This window comes from Streptomyces sp. LS-MS-L19, from assembly GCF_058382285.1.
The window spans coordinates 2,509,093-2,522,991 of record NZ_JBYCLL010000001.1 but is presented as its reverse complement, the minus strand read 5'-3'; the positions used below and the strand labels follow the sequence as shown (position 1 = coordinate 2,522,991).

Annotated in this window: 16 protein-coding genes; 12 read left to right on the top strand and 4 right to left on the bottom strand. The window is 72.2% G+C overall.

What is annotated here, in order from left to right; translation table 11 throughout:
• The first annotated feature begins 13 nt into the window (after positions 1-13).
• Entirely contained in the window at positions 14-1,327 is a 1,314-nt protein-coding gene (locus tag AC2XR2_RS11145) for an MFS transporter (protein WP_381302864.1), read from the top strand.
• A gap of 65 nt (positions 1,328-1,392) precedes the next feature.
• On the opposite strand, the gene AC2XR2_RS11140 is transcribed toward AC2XR2_RS11145, so the two are convergent.
• Positions 1,393-2,028, bottom strand: a complete 636-nt coding sequence (locus tag AC2XR2_RS11140; protein WP_330267576.1) for a TIGR03085 family metal-binding protein — start codon at positions 2,026-2,028, stop codon at positions 1,393-1,395.
• An 83-nt stretch (positions 2,029-2,111) separates the two neighbouring features.
• On the opposite strand from AC2XR2_RS11140, the gene hisI reads away from it, so the two are divergent.
• From hisI to lgt, 11 genes are all read left to right on the top strand, one after another.
• Positions 2,112-2,510: a phosphoribosyl-AMP cyclohydrolase gene (gene hisI / locus AC2XR2_RS11135; RefSeq protein WP_123764906.1), complete on the top strand. Its 399-nt coding sequence runs from the start codon at positions 2,112-2,114 to the stop codon at positions 2,508-2,510.
• A gap of 11 nt (positions 2,511-2,521) precedes the next feature.
• The gene (locus AC2XR2_RS11130; protein WP_491514938.1) at positions 2,522-4,000 is read left to right on the top strand and encodes an anthranilate synthase component I; all 1,479 of its coding nucleotides are present in this window, start codon (positions 2,522-2,524) and stop codon (positions 3,998-4,000) included.
• A gap of 51 nt (positions 4,001-4,051) precedes the next feature.
• Complete coding sequence (locus tag AC2XR2_RS11125; protein WP_381302862.1) at positions 4,052-4,693, top strand: TIGR02234 family membrane protein; 642 nt, start codon at positions 4,052-4,054, stop codon at positions 4,691-4,693.
• A gap of 163 nt (positions 4,694-4,856) precedes the next feature.
• Positions 4,857-5,105: an HGxxPAAW family protein gene (locus tag AC2XR2_RS11120; protein ID WP_330267579.1), complete on the top strand. Its 249-nt coding sequence runs from the start codon at positions 4,857-4,859 to the stop codon at positions 5,103-5,105.
• 77 nt (positions 5,106-5,182) lie between these two features.
• Entirely contained in the window at positions 5,183-5,623 is a 441-nt protein-coding gene (locus tag AC2XR2_RS11115) for a DUF2752 domain-containing protein (RefSeq protein ID WP_381302861.1), read from the top strand.
• Between the two features lie 137 nt (positions 5,624-5,760).
• Positions 5,761-6,570 carry an indole-3-glycerol phosphate synthase TrpC gene (gene trpC, locus AC2XR2_RS11110; protein WP_030318893.1) on the top strand — a complete coding sequence of 270 codons (810 nt, stop codon included), beginning with the start codon at positions 5,761-5,763 and terminating at the stop codon, positions 6,568-6,570.
• Positions 6,571-6,591: 21 nt separating this feature from the next.
• Positions 6,592-6,759 carry a tryptophan biosynthesis modulator TrpM gene (gene trpM / locus AC2XR2_RS11105; RefSeq protein WP_381302860.1) on the top strand — a complete coding sequence of 56 codons (168 nt, stop codon included), beginning with the start codon at positions 6,592-6,594 and terminating at the stop codon, positions 6,757-6,759.
• Between the two features lie 104 nt (positions 6,760-6,863).
• On the top strand, positions 6,864-8,150 hold the full coding sequence (gene trpB / locus AC2XR2_RS11100) for a tryptophan synthase subunit beta (RefSeq protein WP_449351669.1): 1,287 nt from the start codon (positions 6,864-6,866) through the stop codon (positions 8,148-8,150).
• Positions 8,147-8,965: a tryptophan synthase subunit alpha gene (trpA, locus tag AC2XR2_RS11095; protein ID WP_449351668.1), complete on the top strand. Its 819-nt coding sequence runs from the start codon at positions 8,147-8,149 to the stop codon at positions 8,963-8,965. Before trpB ends, trpA begins: the two co-directional genes overlap by 4 nt.
• A 102-nt stretch (positions 8,966-9,067) precedes the next feature.
• Positions 9,068-9,841 carry a DsbA family protein gene (locus AC2XR2_RS11090; protein ID WP_449351667.1) on the top strand — a complete coding sequence of 258 codons (774 nt, stop codon included), beginning with the start codon at positions 9,068-9,070 and terminating at the stop codon, positions 9,839-9,841.
• Positions 9,842-9,923: 82 nt separating this feature from the next.
• A complete protein-coding gene (gene lgt / locus AC2XR2_RS11085; RefSeq protein WP_449351666.1) occupies positions 9,924-10,901 on the top strand; it encodes a prolipoprotein diacylglyceryl transferase in 978 nt (325 codons plus the stop codon).
• 71 nt (positions 10,902-10,972) lie between these two features.
• On the opposite strand, the gene AC2XR2_RS11080 is transcribed toward lgt, so the two are convergent.
• From AC2XR2_RS11080 to rbsK, 3 genes are read right to left on the bottom strand one after another with little or no spacing between them, the layout of a single operon-like run.
• A complete protein-coding gene (locus tag AC2XR2_RS11080) occupies positions 10,973-11,803 on the bottom strand; it encodes an HpcH/HpaI aldolase/citrate lyase family protein (protein ID WP_491514937.1) in 831 nt (276 codons plus the stop codon).
• Positions 11,800-12,990, bottom strand: coding sequence for a CaiB/BaiF CoA transferase family protein (locus AC2XR2_RS11075; RefSeq protein ID WP_491514936.1), 1,191 nt, complete (start codon positions 12,988-12,990; stop codon positions 11,800-11,802). Before AC2XR2_RS11075 ends, AC2XR2_RS11080 begins: the two co-directional genes overlap by 4 nt.
• Positions 12,987-13,880 (bottom strand): ribokinase, encoded by an 894-nt coding sequence (gene rbsK, locus AC2XR2_RS11070; protein WP_491514935.1) that lies wholly within the window; start codon positions 13,878-13,880, stop codon positions 12,987-12,989. The genes AC2XR2_RS11075 and rbsK overlap by 4 nt, the downstream gene beginning before the upstream one ends.
• Positions 13,881-13,899: the final 19 nt, after the last annotated feature.

The window sequence follows — 13,899 nt, the reverse complement described above, 5'->3', positions numbered from 1 at the left end:
GGGACCCGCCTCAGTGACCGTCACCCTGACCGACCCGGCCGAGGCCGTCGACACCCCCGCCCACCGCGACGGCAACGTCCTGCGCTGGCTCGCCGCCTACACCGCCTCGATGACCGGCGACAGCGTGTACTACATCGCCCTGTCCTGGGCGGCCGTCCAGTCCGGCACACCCGCGCAGGCCGGGGTGGTGATGTCGGTCAGCGCGCTGCCGCGGGCCCTGCTGATGCTGGGCGGTGGAGTGATCGCCGACCGGCTCGGGCCGCGCAGGGTGGTCATCGGCAGCGACGCGGTGCGCTGCGCGGCGGTGCTCGCGGTGGCGGCGCTGCTGTTCCTCGCCAGCCCCGGCCTGTGGGCGCTGGCCCTGCTGGCGCTGGTGTTCGGAACCGTCGACGCCGTGTTCATGCCGGCCGTGGGGGCGCTCCCCGCGCGCGTGACGAGCCGCGGACAGCTCGCGCGCGTGCAGGGTATGCGGGGGCTCGGCATCCGCTTCGCCGGCGTCGTGGGGGGCCCGCTCGGCGGTCTCGCGGTGGCGGTCGGGGGAGCGGCGACCGCGTTCGCCTTCGCGGGGCTGCTGATCGCGATATCGGTGCCGTTGCTGGTGTCGGTGCGGATACGGGAGGTGCCGGGGGACGGCTGGGGAGCCGGGGCGGACGATGATGCGGCCGTCGTCGTCGCGGGTGCCCGTCGTGAGAAAGCCGGCGCCAGGGCCGTGGTGGGCAGCGCCTGGGACGACCTGTGTGTCGGGCTGCGGTACATCCGACGGCATCGGGTCCTCGCCCCGCTGATGCCGGCCCTAGCCCTCGGTGACCTCGGCTTCGTCGGGCCGCTCAACGTCGGGCTGACGCTGCTCGCCGAGGAGCGCGGCTGGGGTGCCGCCGGGATGGGCTGGGTGCTGGGCGGGTTCGGGGTCGGGGCCGGCTTCGCCTCGCTGCTGCTGGCCGTGCGCGGGCGCGTGCCGCACGCCGGGCACGTGATCGCGTACGCCTGCCTCGGCGGGGCGGCCGCGATCGGCGCCCTGGCCTTCGTCCCGGGTGTCGTCGCGGCCGCCGGAGTCGCCCTGCTGATCGGACTCCTCGCCGGGCTCAGCGGCGCCCTGTGCGGTGCCCTGCTCCAGACCCAGGCGGACCCCGCCTACCTGGGCCGGGTCACCGCCGTGGCCTCACTGGTCAGCCTCGGCTTCGCACCGCTCAGCATGCCGCTGTCCGCCGCCGCGATCGGCGCCTGGGGCACCGGCCCGGTCTTCGTGACCAGCGCGGCGGTGTGCGGGCTCGGCGGCGTCGTCGCCCTGTGTGCCCGCAACCTGCGCCGCGCCGAACTCCCGACCTGACCGACCCGTTCAGCGCGGCCGGGGTGTTCCGACTCCGGAGGCCGGACCTCTGGCCTCCCGGTTCGTCAGATCCCGAGTTCCTTCGCCTCGTGCAGCTTGGCGATCGCCTCCTTGTCGCCCTCCAGGTCCACCTTGGCCGCGCTCTGCCGGCCGTACAGGAACAGCAGCAGCTCGGACGGCTCGCCCGTCGCCGTGACCACCGGTGTGCCCCGGTGGGCGACCGCCGTCTGGCCGTTCGGACGACGCAGCACCAGGCCGGTGGGGACGCTGCGGCCCATCAGGCGGGCGGTGCGCTCCAGGCGGGACCACAGGGTGTCCTGGAAGACCGGGTCGAGCTCGCGCGGTGCCCAGTCCTCGCGGGCCCGGCGGACGTCCTCCGTGTGGACGTAGAACTCGACCGTGTTCGACAGCTCCTCGACCTGCTTGAGCTGGAACGGCGAGAAACGCGGCGGGCCGGTGCGGATGAGCTGGATCAGTTCCTCGTAGGGCTTCTCCGAGAACTCGGCCATCACCCGGTCCAGGCGGGGCGCGAGCTGCTTGATCAGCAGCCCGCCCGCCGCGTCGGGGCGGCGCTCGCGCACCACCACGTGCGCCGCGAGATCCCGGGTGAGCCAGCCCTCGCAGAGAGTGGGGGCGTCCGGACCCTCGGCCTCCAACAGGTCGGCGAGGAGAAGTCGTTCACGCTTGGCGAAAGTCGACATGCAGTCAGCCTACGACCGCCCCCGGGGTCCGCCCAGTGGACGCCCCCCGGTCACTGTCAGTGGCGCGCGGCACAATGGCGTTCATGACCAGCACGCCCCCGCCCAGCAGCAGCCTCGACCCGGAGATCGCCGCGCGCCTCAAGCGCAGCGCCGACGGGCTCGTCCCCGCGATCGCCCAGCAGTACGACACCGGTGAGGTGCTCATGCTCGGCTGGATGGACGACGAGGCCCTGCACCGCACGCTGACCACCGGCCGCTGCACCTACTGGTCGCGCAGCCGCCGGGAGTACTGGGTCAAGGGCGACACCTCGGGCCACTTCCAGTGGGTCAAGTCCGTCGCCCTGGACTGCGACGCCGACACCGTGCTGGTGAAGGTGGACCAGGTCGGCGCCGCCTGCCACACCGGCGCGCGCACCTGCTTCGACGCCGACGTACTCCTCAAGGACGGCGCCGATTCCGGTGCCGCCCCCTCGGATCAGTAAGGTCAGCCGCCATGGACCTCGAGACCTTCCGCAAGCTCGCCACCGACCGGCGCGTCATCCCGGTCACGCGCAAGCTCCTCGCCGACGGCGACACCCCCGTCGCGCTCTACCGCAAGCTCGCCGCCGAGCGCCCCGGCACCTTCCTGCTGGAGTCCGCGGAGAACGGCCGCTCGTGGTCCCGGTACTCCTTCGTGGGCGTCCGCAGCGCCGCCACCCTCACCGCCCGCGACGGGCAGGCCCACTGGCTCGGCACCCCGCCGGTCGGCGTCCCCGTCGACGGCGACCCGCTCGCCGCCCTGCGCGCCACCATCGAGACCCTGCACACCCCGCACCAGGAGGGCCTGCCGCCCTTCACCGGCGGCATGGTCGGCTACCTCGGCTACGACATCGTCCGCCGCCTGGAGAAGATCGGCCCCGGCGAGCGCGACGACCTGAAGCTTCCCGAGCTCACCATGCTCCTGACCAGCGACCTCGCCGTCATGGACCACTGGGAGGGCTCGGTCCTGCTGATCGCCAACGCGATCAACCACAACGACCTGGACACCGGCGTCGACGAGGCCTATGCCGACGCCGTGGCCCGCCTCGACGCCATGGAGGCCGACCTCTCGCGCGCGGTCGCGCAGCCCCCGGCCGTCCTCCCGCCGTCCGAGCTCCCCGAGTACACCGCGCTGTGGGGCGGCCCCGACTTCCAGGAGGCCGTCGAGGACATCAAGGAGCGCATCCGGGCCGGCGAGGCCTTCCAGGTCGTCCCCTCCCAGCGCTTCGAGACCCCGTGCACGGCGAGCGCGCTGGACGTCTACCGGGTCCTCAGGGCGACGAACCCGTCGCCGTACATGTACCTGTTCCGCTTCGACGGCTTCGACGTCGTCGGCTCGTCCCCCGAGGCCCTCGTCAAGGTCGAGGACGGGCACGCCATGGTCCACCCCATCGCCGGCACCCGCTGGCGCGGGGCGACCCCGCAGGAGGACCAGGCCCTCGCCGACGAACTCCTCGCCGACCCGAAGGAGCGCGCCGAGCACCTCATGCTCGTCGACCTGGGCCGCAACGACCTGGGGCGCGTCTGCGAACCCGGCTCGGTCGAGGTCGTCGACTTCATGTCCGTCGAGCGGTACTCCCACGTCATGCACATCGTCTCGACGGTCACCGGCAAGGTCGCCGAGGGCCGCACCGCCTTCGACGTCCTCACCGCCTGCTTCCCGGCCGGCACCCTCTCCGGGGCGCCGAAGCCCCGCGCGATGCAGATCATCGACGAACTCGAGCCGTCCCGGCGCGGGTTGTACGGCGGCTGCGTCGGCTACCTCGACTTCGCGGGCGACTCCGACACCGCCATCGCCATCCGCACGGCGCTGCTCAGGGACGGCACCGCCTACGTCCAGGCCGGGGCCGGCATCGTCGCCGACTCCGACCCGGTCGCCGAGGACACCGAGTGCCGCAACAAGGCGGCGGCGGTCCTCAGGGCGGTGCACACCGCGAACCGCTTGGGCAAGTAGGGCGATTCTCACGGAGCCCCGGGTGACCGTTCGCCCGGGGTTCGGGTGATAGTGGGGTACGTGACTGCCGTACCTCACCCCCGTTCCGAAGCCGCAGGACCCGCCAGGGCCGGCCGCCTCAGTCTCGCCGTAGCACTGCTGTCCGGTGCGCTGGGCGCGGCCGTGGCGCTGCTCGCGACCCGTCAACGATGGGCGGAGGGCACCGCGACGGTGGCCGGCGGCGCGTTTCCGCTGACCGCCAAGGGCAGCGACGTGACCGGTGTCCCGGCCGCGCTGGCCATAGTGGGCCTCGCCGCGCTCGTCGCCGTCTTCGCCGTACGCAAGGCGGGGCGGCTGCTGGTCGCCGGGGTGCTCGCGCTCTCCGGGGCGGGCATCGTGGCGGCGGCGCTGATCGGTGCCGGGGATTCGTCCGCGCTGGACGAGGAGGCGGCGAAGGCGTCCGGGGACACCTCGGCGACGGTCACTGCGCTGAGCCATACCGCTTGGCCGTATGTCGCCGTGGTGGGTGGTGCGCTGATTCTTCTCGCCGGGTTGCTGGCTCTGCGGTACGGGCGGTTGTGGCCGGCGATGTCGGGGCGGTACGAGCGGGACGGGGCGCCTCGGGCTCGTCGTAAGCCGGTGGTCGTAGATCCGGATCGGCCCGAGGACATCTGGAAGGCGCTTGATCGTGGGGAAGACCCTACGGGGGCCTAGCGGTCGGATCTCGCCCGCGGGCCGGTGGGGGCTGGTCGCGCAGTTCCCCGCGCCCCTGAAGGGGCGCGTCAGGGTGACCCCCGAAGACATCGTTCCCTCGCGTACGGAAGAATGGGCTTCGAGCGTTCGGCTCAGTCACGTACTCAGCACCTAGGAGCAAGCAATGGCGGGCAGCAGCCACGGTCACACCCCGGCCGCCTGGACCGGTGTCACTATCGCCTTCATCGGTTTCTGCGTCGCGGGCGTCTTCATGGTGATGGCCGAGCCGGCGGGTTTCTGGGCCGGTATGGCGATCGTGGTCGTCGGCGGCATCATCGGCTGGATCATGAGCGCGATGGGGATGGGCATGCCCAAGGACGCCCACAAGCCGCTCGTCACCTCGAAGGCCGAGGCGGCGGACGCCAAGAGCTGACACGAACCTCGTGAAGGGGCGGTCTGGCGAAACCGCCGGGGCCGCCCCTCACGCGTTCGACGGGAGGGCGGGGGAGAATGCGGGACGTGAACGCCGACACGCAGCGAACGCTGCCCCCCGACGGTCTGCTGGGACGCGTGGCGGTCCCGGCCGGGATTTTCGCGGCCGTCGCCGGGGCCTTCGCGTACGTGGGGACCGTGGACCCCAACCAGCCCGGCCACTACCCGGTCTGCCCGCTCTACCGGATCACCGGCCTGTACTGCCCCGGCTGCGGCGGACTGCGCAGCGCGCACGCGTTCATCCACGGCGACTTCCTGGCCGCGCTCCAGGACAACGCGATGGCCGTCGTGGGCTATCTGGGCTTCGCGGTGCTGTGGACCGTCTGGGTGGTCCGCGCGGTGCGCGGGCGGCCGTTGCGGCTGGGTCTCGGGCCCGTGCACCTGTGGACCGTGGGGGTATTGGCGCTGGTCTTCACGGTTGTCCGGAACCTGCCGTTCGGTGGCTGGCTTCATCCTTGATCAACTGGTGAATGTCCAGGTAGTGGGAACGGCGTCAACCGGATGCGAGGCCTACGCCCTCCTGCGGATACCATCGCAGTGACCACTGTTTTCATCGGTCGCTGGAACTGTCAACCGTCTGGAAGGGGGCCGCTCGCGTGAGTGTGCTCGACGAGATCATCGACGGAGTCCGTGCCGACCTCGCGGAACGGCAGGCGCGCGTCAGCCTCGACGAGCTCAAGGAGCGCGCTGCGAAGGCTCCCGCCGCCAAGGACGGCGTGGCCGCCCTCCGTGGCGACGGCGTCAAGGTCATCTGCGAGGTCAAGCGCTCCAGCCCCTCCAAGGGCGCGCTGGCCGCGATCGCCGACCCTGCCGGGCTGGCCGCGGACTACGAGGCGGGCGGCGCGGCCGTCATCTCCGTCCTCACCGAACAGCGCCGCTTCGGCGGCTCGCTGGCCGACCTGGAGGCCGTCCGCGCGCGCGTGGACATCCCGGTCCTGCGCAAGGACTTCATCGTCACGTCGTACCAGCTCTGGGAGGCCCGGGCCTACGGCGCCGACCTCGCGCTGCTCATCGTCGCGGCCCTGGAGCAGCCCGCCCTGGAGTCCCTGATCGAGCGCGCCGAGTCCATCGGTCTCACCCCGCTCGTCGAGGTCCACGACGAGGACGAGGTCGAGCGGGCGGTGGACGCCGGAGCGAAGGTCATCGGCGTCAACGCGCGTAACCTCAAGACCCTCGAGGTCGACCGCGGCACCTTCGAGCGCGTCGCTCCCGAGATCCCCGCCAACCTGGTCAAGATCGCCGAGTCCGGCGTCCGCGGCCCCCACGACCTGATCGCCTACGCCAACGCCGGCGCCGACGCGGTCCTGGTCGGCGAGTCCCTGGTCACGGGCAAGGACCCGAAGACGGCGGTCGCGGACCTGGTGGCGGCGGGCGAGCACCCGGCATTGCGGCACGGCCGCGGCTGATCACCGGGTAGGGTGCTGCCGATGACTCTCACTCTGACGACCGCGGACCGGCACGCGCGCCTCGCGCGCGGTTGCCGTCCACGGGGCTGCCGCGCACCCGCGCGAAGGGTGCACGGCCGCAGGGTGAGGTACGTCATCGGCGACGAACCTGGGCAGGTGAACGGCCGTCGATGGCAGCGCGCCCTTTAGGGGCGCGGGGAACTGCGCGACAAGCCACAGGCGGCCGTCAGCCGTCGGACACACCCCGCCCCCACGGCGATCAGGTATTTCCAAACTCACCGTGAGGTTCAGTCATGCCCAGCGAGTTCTTCATCCCTGACCCCGAGGGTCAAGTCCCCAGCCCCGAAGGCTACTTCGGCGCGTTCGGCGGCAAGTTCATCCCGGAGGCCCTCGTCGCCGCAGTCGACGAGGTCGCCGTGGAGTACGACAAGGCCAAGCACGACCCCGAGTTCGCCCGCGAGCTCGACGACCTGCTCGTGAACTACACGGGACGCCCTTCGGCACTCACCGAAGTCCCCCGCTTCGCGGAGCACGCCGGCGGCGCACGGATCTTCCTCAAGCGGGAAGACCTCAACCACACCGGCTCCCACAAGATCAACAACGTCCTCGGTCAGGCCCTGCTCACCAAGCGCATGGGCAAGACCCGCGTGATCGCCGAGACCGGCGCCGGCCAGCACGGCGTCGCCACGGCCACCGCCTGCGCGCTGTTCGGCCTCGAGTGCACGATCTACATGGGCGAGATCGACACCCAGCGCCAGGCCCTCAACGTGGCCCGGATGCGCATGCTCGGCGCCGAGGTCATCGCGGTGAAGTCGGGTTCGCGCACCCTCAAGGACGCCATCAACGAGGCGTTCCGCGACTGGGTCGCCAACGTCGACCGCACGCACTACCTCTTCGGCACCGTGGCGGGCCCGCACCCCTTCCCGGCGATGGTCCGCGACTTCCACCGCGTGATCGGCGTCGAGGCCCGCCGCCAGCTCCTGGAGCGGGCGGGGCGGCTTCCCGACGCGGCCGTCGCCTGCGTCGGCGGCGGCTCCAACGCCATCGGCCTCTTCCACGCCTTCATCCCCGACACGGCCGTACGCCTCATCGGCTGCGAGCCCGCCGGGCACGGTGTGGAGACCGGCGAGCACGCGGCCACCCTCACCGCGGGCGAGCCCGGCATCCTGCACGGCTCCCGCTCCTACGTCCTCCAGGACGAGGAAGGCCAGATCACCGAGCCGTACTCCATCTCGGCCGGTCTGGACTACCCGGGCATCGGCCCCGAGCACTCCTACCTCAAGGACTCCGGCCGCGGTGAGTACCGCGCGGTCACCGACGACGCGGCCATGCAGGCCCTGCGCCTGCTCTCCCGCACCGAGGGCATCATCCCGGCCATCGAGAGCGCCCACGCGCTGGCCGGCGCGCTGGAGGTCGGCAGGGAGCTCGGCGAGGACGGGCTGATCGTCGTCAACCTGTCCGGCCGCGGCGACAAGGACATGGACACCGCCGCACGCTACTTCGGCCTCTACGACACGGACGCGGCCGTCGCCGCGGACGAGGCCGGCACCGGCGCGGAGATCGAGGGGGACGCCAAGTGAGCGGGAACATCCAACTGCTGTCCGAGACCCTCGCCGCCGCCAGGGCCGAGGGCCGGTCCGCGCTCATCGCCTACCTCCCGGCCGGGTTCCCGACCGTGGACGGCGGCATCGAGGCGATCAAGGCCGTCTTCGACGGCGGCGCGGACGTCGTCGAGGTCGGTCTGCCGCACAGCGACCCCGTCCTCGACGGTCCCGTCATCCAGACCGCCGACGACATCGCCCTGCGCGGCGGCGTCAAGATCGCGGACGTCATGCGCACGGTCAAGGAGGCCCACGAGGCCACCGGGAAGCCGGTGCTCGTGATGACGTACTGGAACCCCATCGACCGCTACGGCGTCGAGCGCTTCACCGCCGAGCTGGCGGAAGCGGGGGGCGCCGGCTGCATCCTGCCCGACCTGCCCGTGCAGGAGTCGGCGCTGTGGCGGGAGCACGCGCAGAAGCACGGGCTCGCCACCGTCTTCGTCGTCGCGCCCAGCAGCAAGGACGCGCGGCTCGCCGAGATCACCGCGGCGGGCAGCGGGTTCGTGTACGCCGCCTCGCTGATGGGCGTCACCGGGACGCGTGAGTCGGTGGGCGCCCAGGCGCAGGACCTCGTCGAGCGCACCCGGGCCACCGGGAGCGACCTGCCCGTCTGCGTCGGGCTCGGCGTCTCCAACGCGCGGCAGGCCGCCGAGGTGGCCGGCTTCGCCGACGGTGTGATCGTCGGCTCGGCCTTCGTGAAGCGCATGCTGGACGCGCCGGACGACAAGGCCGGAGTCGAGGGCGTCCGTGAACTCGCCGCCGAGCTGGCCAAGGGCGTGCGCCGACAGGCGTAGGCACACCACGCCCGTCATGGCGTGACGGAAGGTTCGGTCACTCGAACGGGTGGACCTGGGGCCGGGGAGGCGCGGTGCGCCTCCCCGGTTCGTTCTGCGGGTGTGAGTGAGAAGAACCGTGAGGGAAAGCGCACCGCCCGGGAGCGGCTGGCGGAGGAGCGCGCGAAGCAGAAGTCCGCGGAGAAGCGGCGCCGGGTGCTGATCGTGGGCGCGAGCGTGGTGTGCGTCCTGGGGCTGGCCGCGGTGATCGGCGTGGTCGCGGCGAACTCCGGAAAGGACACCAAGGACTCCTCTGGCCCGGTGGTGGCACCCTCGGGGGCCAACGGCCAGGACAGCCTCGCCATCCCGGTCGGCGAGGAGGGCGCCAAGTCCACGCTCGTCGTCTACGAGGACTTCCGCTGCCCGGCCTGCAAGGCCTTCGAGACGGCGTACCGCCCGGTGATCCACGAACTCACCGGCTCCGGCGAGCTCAAGGTCGAGTACCACCTGGCGACCATCATCGACGGCAACATGGGCGGCACCGGCTCCCGCACCGCGGCCAATGCCGCAGCCTGCGCCCAGGACGCGGGGAAGTTCCCGGAGTACCACGACGTGCTCTACGAGAACCAGCCCGAGGAGACCAGCGACGACTACGCCGAGAACGCGAAACTGCTCGAACTGGCGAAGAAGGTCGACGGACTGGACACCCCCGCGTTCCGTACGTGTGTCGAGAAGGGCACCCACGACAGCTGGGTCGACAAGTCCGCGGCGGCTTTCCGCAACGGCGGCTTCAGCGGTACGCCGACGGTTCTGCTGAACGGCAAGAACATCTACCAGGATCAGACCATGACCCCGGCGAAGCTCAGGCAGCAGGTACAGGAAGCCGCCAAGGGGTAAGGATTTCAGGCCCCCCTGTTATGGACCCGTTGCCGGGCCGCCTGCCGTGGGCCCGGCCCGGCAGGGTAGCGTCGACCCTGCCATGGAACTTGCCTACATTCCCAGCCCGTCGCGCGGGGTGATCCACCTCGGTCCCATCCCGCTGCGTGGCTACGCGTTCTGCATCATCATCGGCGTCTTCGTAGCCGTCTGGCTCGGCAACAAACGCTGGGTCGCCCGTGGCGGGCGGGTCGGCACGGTGGCCGACATCGCTGTCTGGGCCGTGCCGTTCGGACTGCTCGGCGGCCGCCTCTACCACGTGATCACGGACTACGAGCTGTACTTCAGCGAGGGCCGTGACTGGGTGGACGCCTTCAAGGTCTGGGAGGGCGGCCTCGGCATCTGGGGCGCGATCGCGCTCGGAGCGGTCGGCGCCTGGATCGGCTGCCGTCGCCGTGGCATCCCGCTGCCCGCCTACGCCGACGCCATCGCGCCCGGCATCGCCCTCGCGCAGGCCATCGGCCGCTGGGGCAACTGGTTCAACCAGGAGCTGTACGGCAAGCCGACCGACCTGCCGTGGGCCCTGCACATCACGTCCTCGACGGACGGCCGGGTGCCGGGCTACTACCACCCGACGTTCCTGTACGAGTCGCTGTGGTGCATCGGCGTCGCCCTGCTCGTCATCTGGGCCGACCGCCGCTTCAAGCTGGGCCACGGACGGGCGTTCGCGCTGTACGTCGCCGCGTACTGCGCGGGGCGCGGCTGGATCGAGTACATGCGCATCGACGACGCCCACCACATCCTCGGGGTCCGGCTCAACGTCTGGACCGCGATCATCGTGTTCCTGCTCGCGGTGACCTACATCGTGGTGTCGGCGAAGAAGCGCCCGGGCCGCGAGGCAGTCGTCGAGCCCGGTGCCGCCGACGGTGAGGGCGAAGAGGGCGAGAAGGCCGACGGCGACGAGAAGACCGCGGCCGACTCCGACAAGGCCGCCGCCGACGGGGACAAGGCCGACGCTGACGGGACTGAGGCCGAGGCCGACGCCGATGCGGACGCGGCCGAGTCGGCGAAGAAGACCTGACGGTCGCCTGTACGACGACGAGGGCGCCCCGGGATTCCGGGGCGCCCTCGTCGTGTGTCAGGAGCGGTGTGTCAGGAGCGGTGGGTCAGCGAGAGGGTCCGGTGGGCCTGGGCTGTCACCGCCGTGTCGATGAACGTGCCGTTCGGGAGGGTCTGGGCTCCCGGGTCGGTCTGTGCCGCCGCGAGGATGGACTGCGCCAGCTCGATCTCCTCCTCGGTGGGGAGGTAGGCGCGCTCGATGACCGGGAGCTGGCGGGGGTGGATGGCGGCCCGGCCCAGGAAGCCGAGGGTGCGGCCGTGTGCGCAGGAGGCTCTCAGGCCCTCCAGGTCCCGGGTGTCGGGGTGCACCGACTGGGGCGGGGGAGGCAGCGCCGCCGCTCGGGCCGCCACGATCACCCGGGAGCGGGACCAGTCCAGGCCCGCGTCGTGCCGTACGCCCAGATCGGCCCGTAGATCCGCCTCGCCGAGCGCGAGGCCCCGCAGGGCGGGGTGGGCGAGCGCGATGTCGTAGGCGCGCTCGACGCCCAGGGCCGATTCCAGCAGGGCGTACAGGGGTGGGGCGCCCTTCCCGGCCGGTGCCGTCGTCTCGGCGACGCGGGTGAGCTGGGCCGGGGAGGTGACCTTGGGCAGGCGGAGGGCCGAGAGGCCGGCCAGGGGAGCGAGCGCCGCCAGGTCGGCTGCCGCCAGGGGGGTGTCGACGGCGTTCACGCGGACGTGGACCGGCATCGGCTGGGGGTCGGTGAGGCGTTCCGCCGTCGCCTCGCGGGCGTACGCCTTGCGGTCGGGGGCGACCGCGTCCTCCAGGTCGATCACCACGACGTCGGCGCCGCAGCCCAGCGCCTTGTCCACGACGTGGGGGCGGTCGCCGGGGACGTAGAGCCAGGTGAGGGGGTGCGGTCTCACAGGGCGCCCTCCGTACGCAGGGCCCTCAACTCGGCCTCGGTCAGGCCCAGTTCCGTCAGGACCTCGTCGGTGTCCGCGCCGTGCGGGCGGCCCGCCCAGCGGATCGCGCCGGGGGTCGAGGAGAGCCGGAACAGGACGTTCTGCATGCGCAGCGGGCCGAGCTCGGGGTCGTCGACGGTGGTGACGGTGCCGAGGGCCTGGTACTGCGGGTCGGCCATCACGTCCCGGATGTCCTGGACGGGAGCGATGGCCGCCTCCGCCTTCTCGAAGGCCGCGAGGACATCGGTGCGGGTGCGTGCGGCGATCCAGGAACCGACCGCCGCGTCGAGGACGTCGGCGTGTTCCGCCCGCTGCGCGCCCGTCGCGAACCACGGCTCGTCGATCAGCTCCGGGCGGCCGACCAGGTGCATCACCCGTTCCGCGATCGACTGGGCCGAGGTGGAGACGGCGACCCAGGTGCCGTCGGCGGTGCGGTAGGTGTTGCGCGGGGCGTTGTTGGCGGAGCGGTTGCCGGTGCGCTCCTGGACGTGACCGAGCTGGTCGTACCAGGTGGGCTGGGGTCCGAGGGCCGCCAGGATCGGCTCGATGATCGCCATGTCGACGACCTGGCCCTCGCCGGTGCGGTCGCGGGCCGCGAGGGCCGTCATCACCGCGTACGCCGTGGCCAGACCCGCGATCGAGTCGGCGAGGCCGAAGGGCGGCAGGACCGGGGGCGCGTCCGGTTCGCCGGTGATCGCCGCGAAGCCGCTCATCGCCTCGGCGAGGGTGCCGAAGCCGGGGCGGCGGGAGTAGGGGCCGAACTGGCCGAACGCGGTGACACGGGCGAGGACCAGACGGGGGTTGACGGCGGACAGCTCCGGCCAGCCGAGGTCCCACTTCTCCAGGGTGCCGGGACGGAAGTTCTCGATGACGACGTCCGCCGTCCCGGCCAGCTTGAGGAAGGTGCCACGTCCGCCCGGCTTCGACAGGTCGAGGGTGATGTTTCGCTTGTTGCGGCCCAGCAGCTTCCACCACAGGCCGATGCCGTCCTTCGAGGGGCCGTGGCCACGGGAGGGGTCGGGCTTCGTCGGATGCTCGATCTTGACGACCTCCGCGCCGAAGTCGCCGAGCATGGTGGCGGCGAGGGGACCGGCGAAGAGGGTGGCCGCGTCGAGCACGCGCAGGCCCTTGAGGGGGGTCTCGGTCATGACGTGTACCGGGCCTCGATCTCGGAGCGGTAGGGCATCGACGCCGAGGCGCCTTCCCGCTGGACGGAGAGGGCGGCCGCCGCGGCGGCCCAGGCCATCGCCTCCCGGATCGGGCGTTCCTCGCCGAGGGCGACCGCGAGCGCGCCGACGAAGGTGTCGCCGGCGCCCGTGGAGTCCACCGCGGTGACCCGGGGCGCGGGGACGGCGAGGGGTTCGGCGTCCCGGGTCAGGTAGAGGCTGCCGGCCGCGCCGAGGGTGATCACCACCCGGGGGACCCGGTCGAGGAGGGCGGCGCCCGCGGCGAACGGGTCGACGATACCGGTCAGGGTGGCCGCCTCGTACTCGTTGGGGACCAACAGGTCGGTGGCGGCGAGGAGTTCGGGAGGCAGCGGCCGGGCCGGGGCGGGTGTCAGGATCGTCCGGACGCCGTGCGCGCGGGCGGTCTCGGCGCCGGCCAGGACCGCCTCCAGGGGGATCTCCAGTTGCAGGAGCAGGGCGTCGGCGGAGGCGATCAGGCCCTCGTCGCCGGGGACGAGGTGGTCGACGGTGCCGTTGGCGCCGGGGACGACGACGATCGCGTTGCCGCCCTCGTCGTCCACGACGATGTGCGCGGTGCCGGTGGGGCCCTCGACGGTGCGCAGGTGGTCGGTGGTGACGCCGGAGTGCTCCAGGGTGGAGCGCAGCCGGGGGCCGAAGCCGTCGTTGCCGACCGCGCCGATCATCGAGACGGTGGCACCGGCGCGGGCCGCGGCGATCGCCTGGTTGGCGCCCTTGCCGCCGGGGATCGTCCGGAACTCCCTGCCGGTGACGGTCTCTCCGCGCCGGGGTGCCTTCTCGACGTAGGCGACCAGGTCCATGTTCGTGCTGCCGAGGACGGCGATGTGGGTCATGGCTGAGCAGCCTCCCGGT

Excerpts from the sequence above, each read along its gene's own strand:
- lgt (WP_449351666.1), top strand. The coding sequence starts at position 9,924 with ATGGAACTTGCCTACATTCCCAGCCCGTCGCGCGGGGTGATCCACCTC.
- AC2XR2_RS11115 (WP_381302861.1), top strand. The coding sequence starts at position 5,183 with ATGCGGGACGTGAACGCCGACACGCAGCGAACGCTGCCCCCCGACGGT.
- hisI (WP_123764906.1), top strand. The coding sequence starts at position 2,112 with ATGACCAGCACGCCCCCGCCCAGCAGCAGCCTCGACCCGGAGATCGCC.
- rbsK (WP_491514935.1), bottom strand. The coding sequence starts at position 13,880 with ATGACCCACATCGCCGTCCTCGGCAGCACGAACATGGACCTGGTCGCC.
- AC2XR2_RS11140 (WP_330267576.1), bottom strand. The coding sequence starts at position 2,028 with ATGTCGACTTTCGCCAAGCGTGAACGACTTCTCCTCGCCGACCTGTTG.
- trpB (WP_449351669.1), top strand. The coding sequence starts at position 6,864 with ATGCCCAGCGAGTTCTTCATCCCTGACCCCGAGGGTCAAGTCCCCAGC.
- AC2XR2_RS11120 (WP_330267579.1), top strand. The coding sequence starts at position 4,857 with ATGGCGGGCAGCAGCCACGGTCACACCCCGGCCGCCTGGACCGGTGTC.
- trpM (WP_381302860.1), top strand. The coding sequence starts at position 6,592 with ATGACTCTCACTCTGACGACCGCGGACCGGCACGCGCGCCTCGCGCGC.
- AC2XR2_RS11075 (WP_491514936.1), bottom strand. The coding sequence starts at position 12,990 with ATGACCGAGACCCCCCTCAAGGGCCTGCGCGTGCTCGACGCGGCCACC.
- AC2XR2_RS11130 (WP_491514938.1), top strand. The coding sequence starts at position 2,522 with ATGGACCTCGAGACCTTCCGCAAGCTCGCCACCGACCGGCGCGTCATC.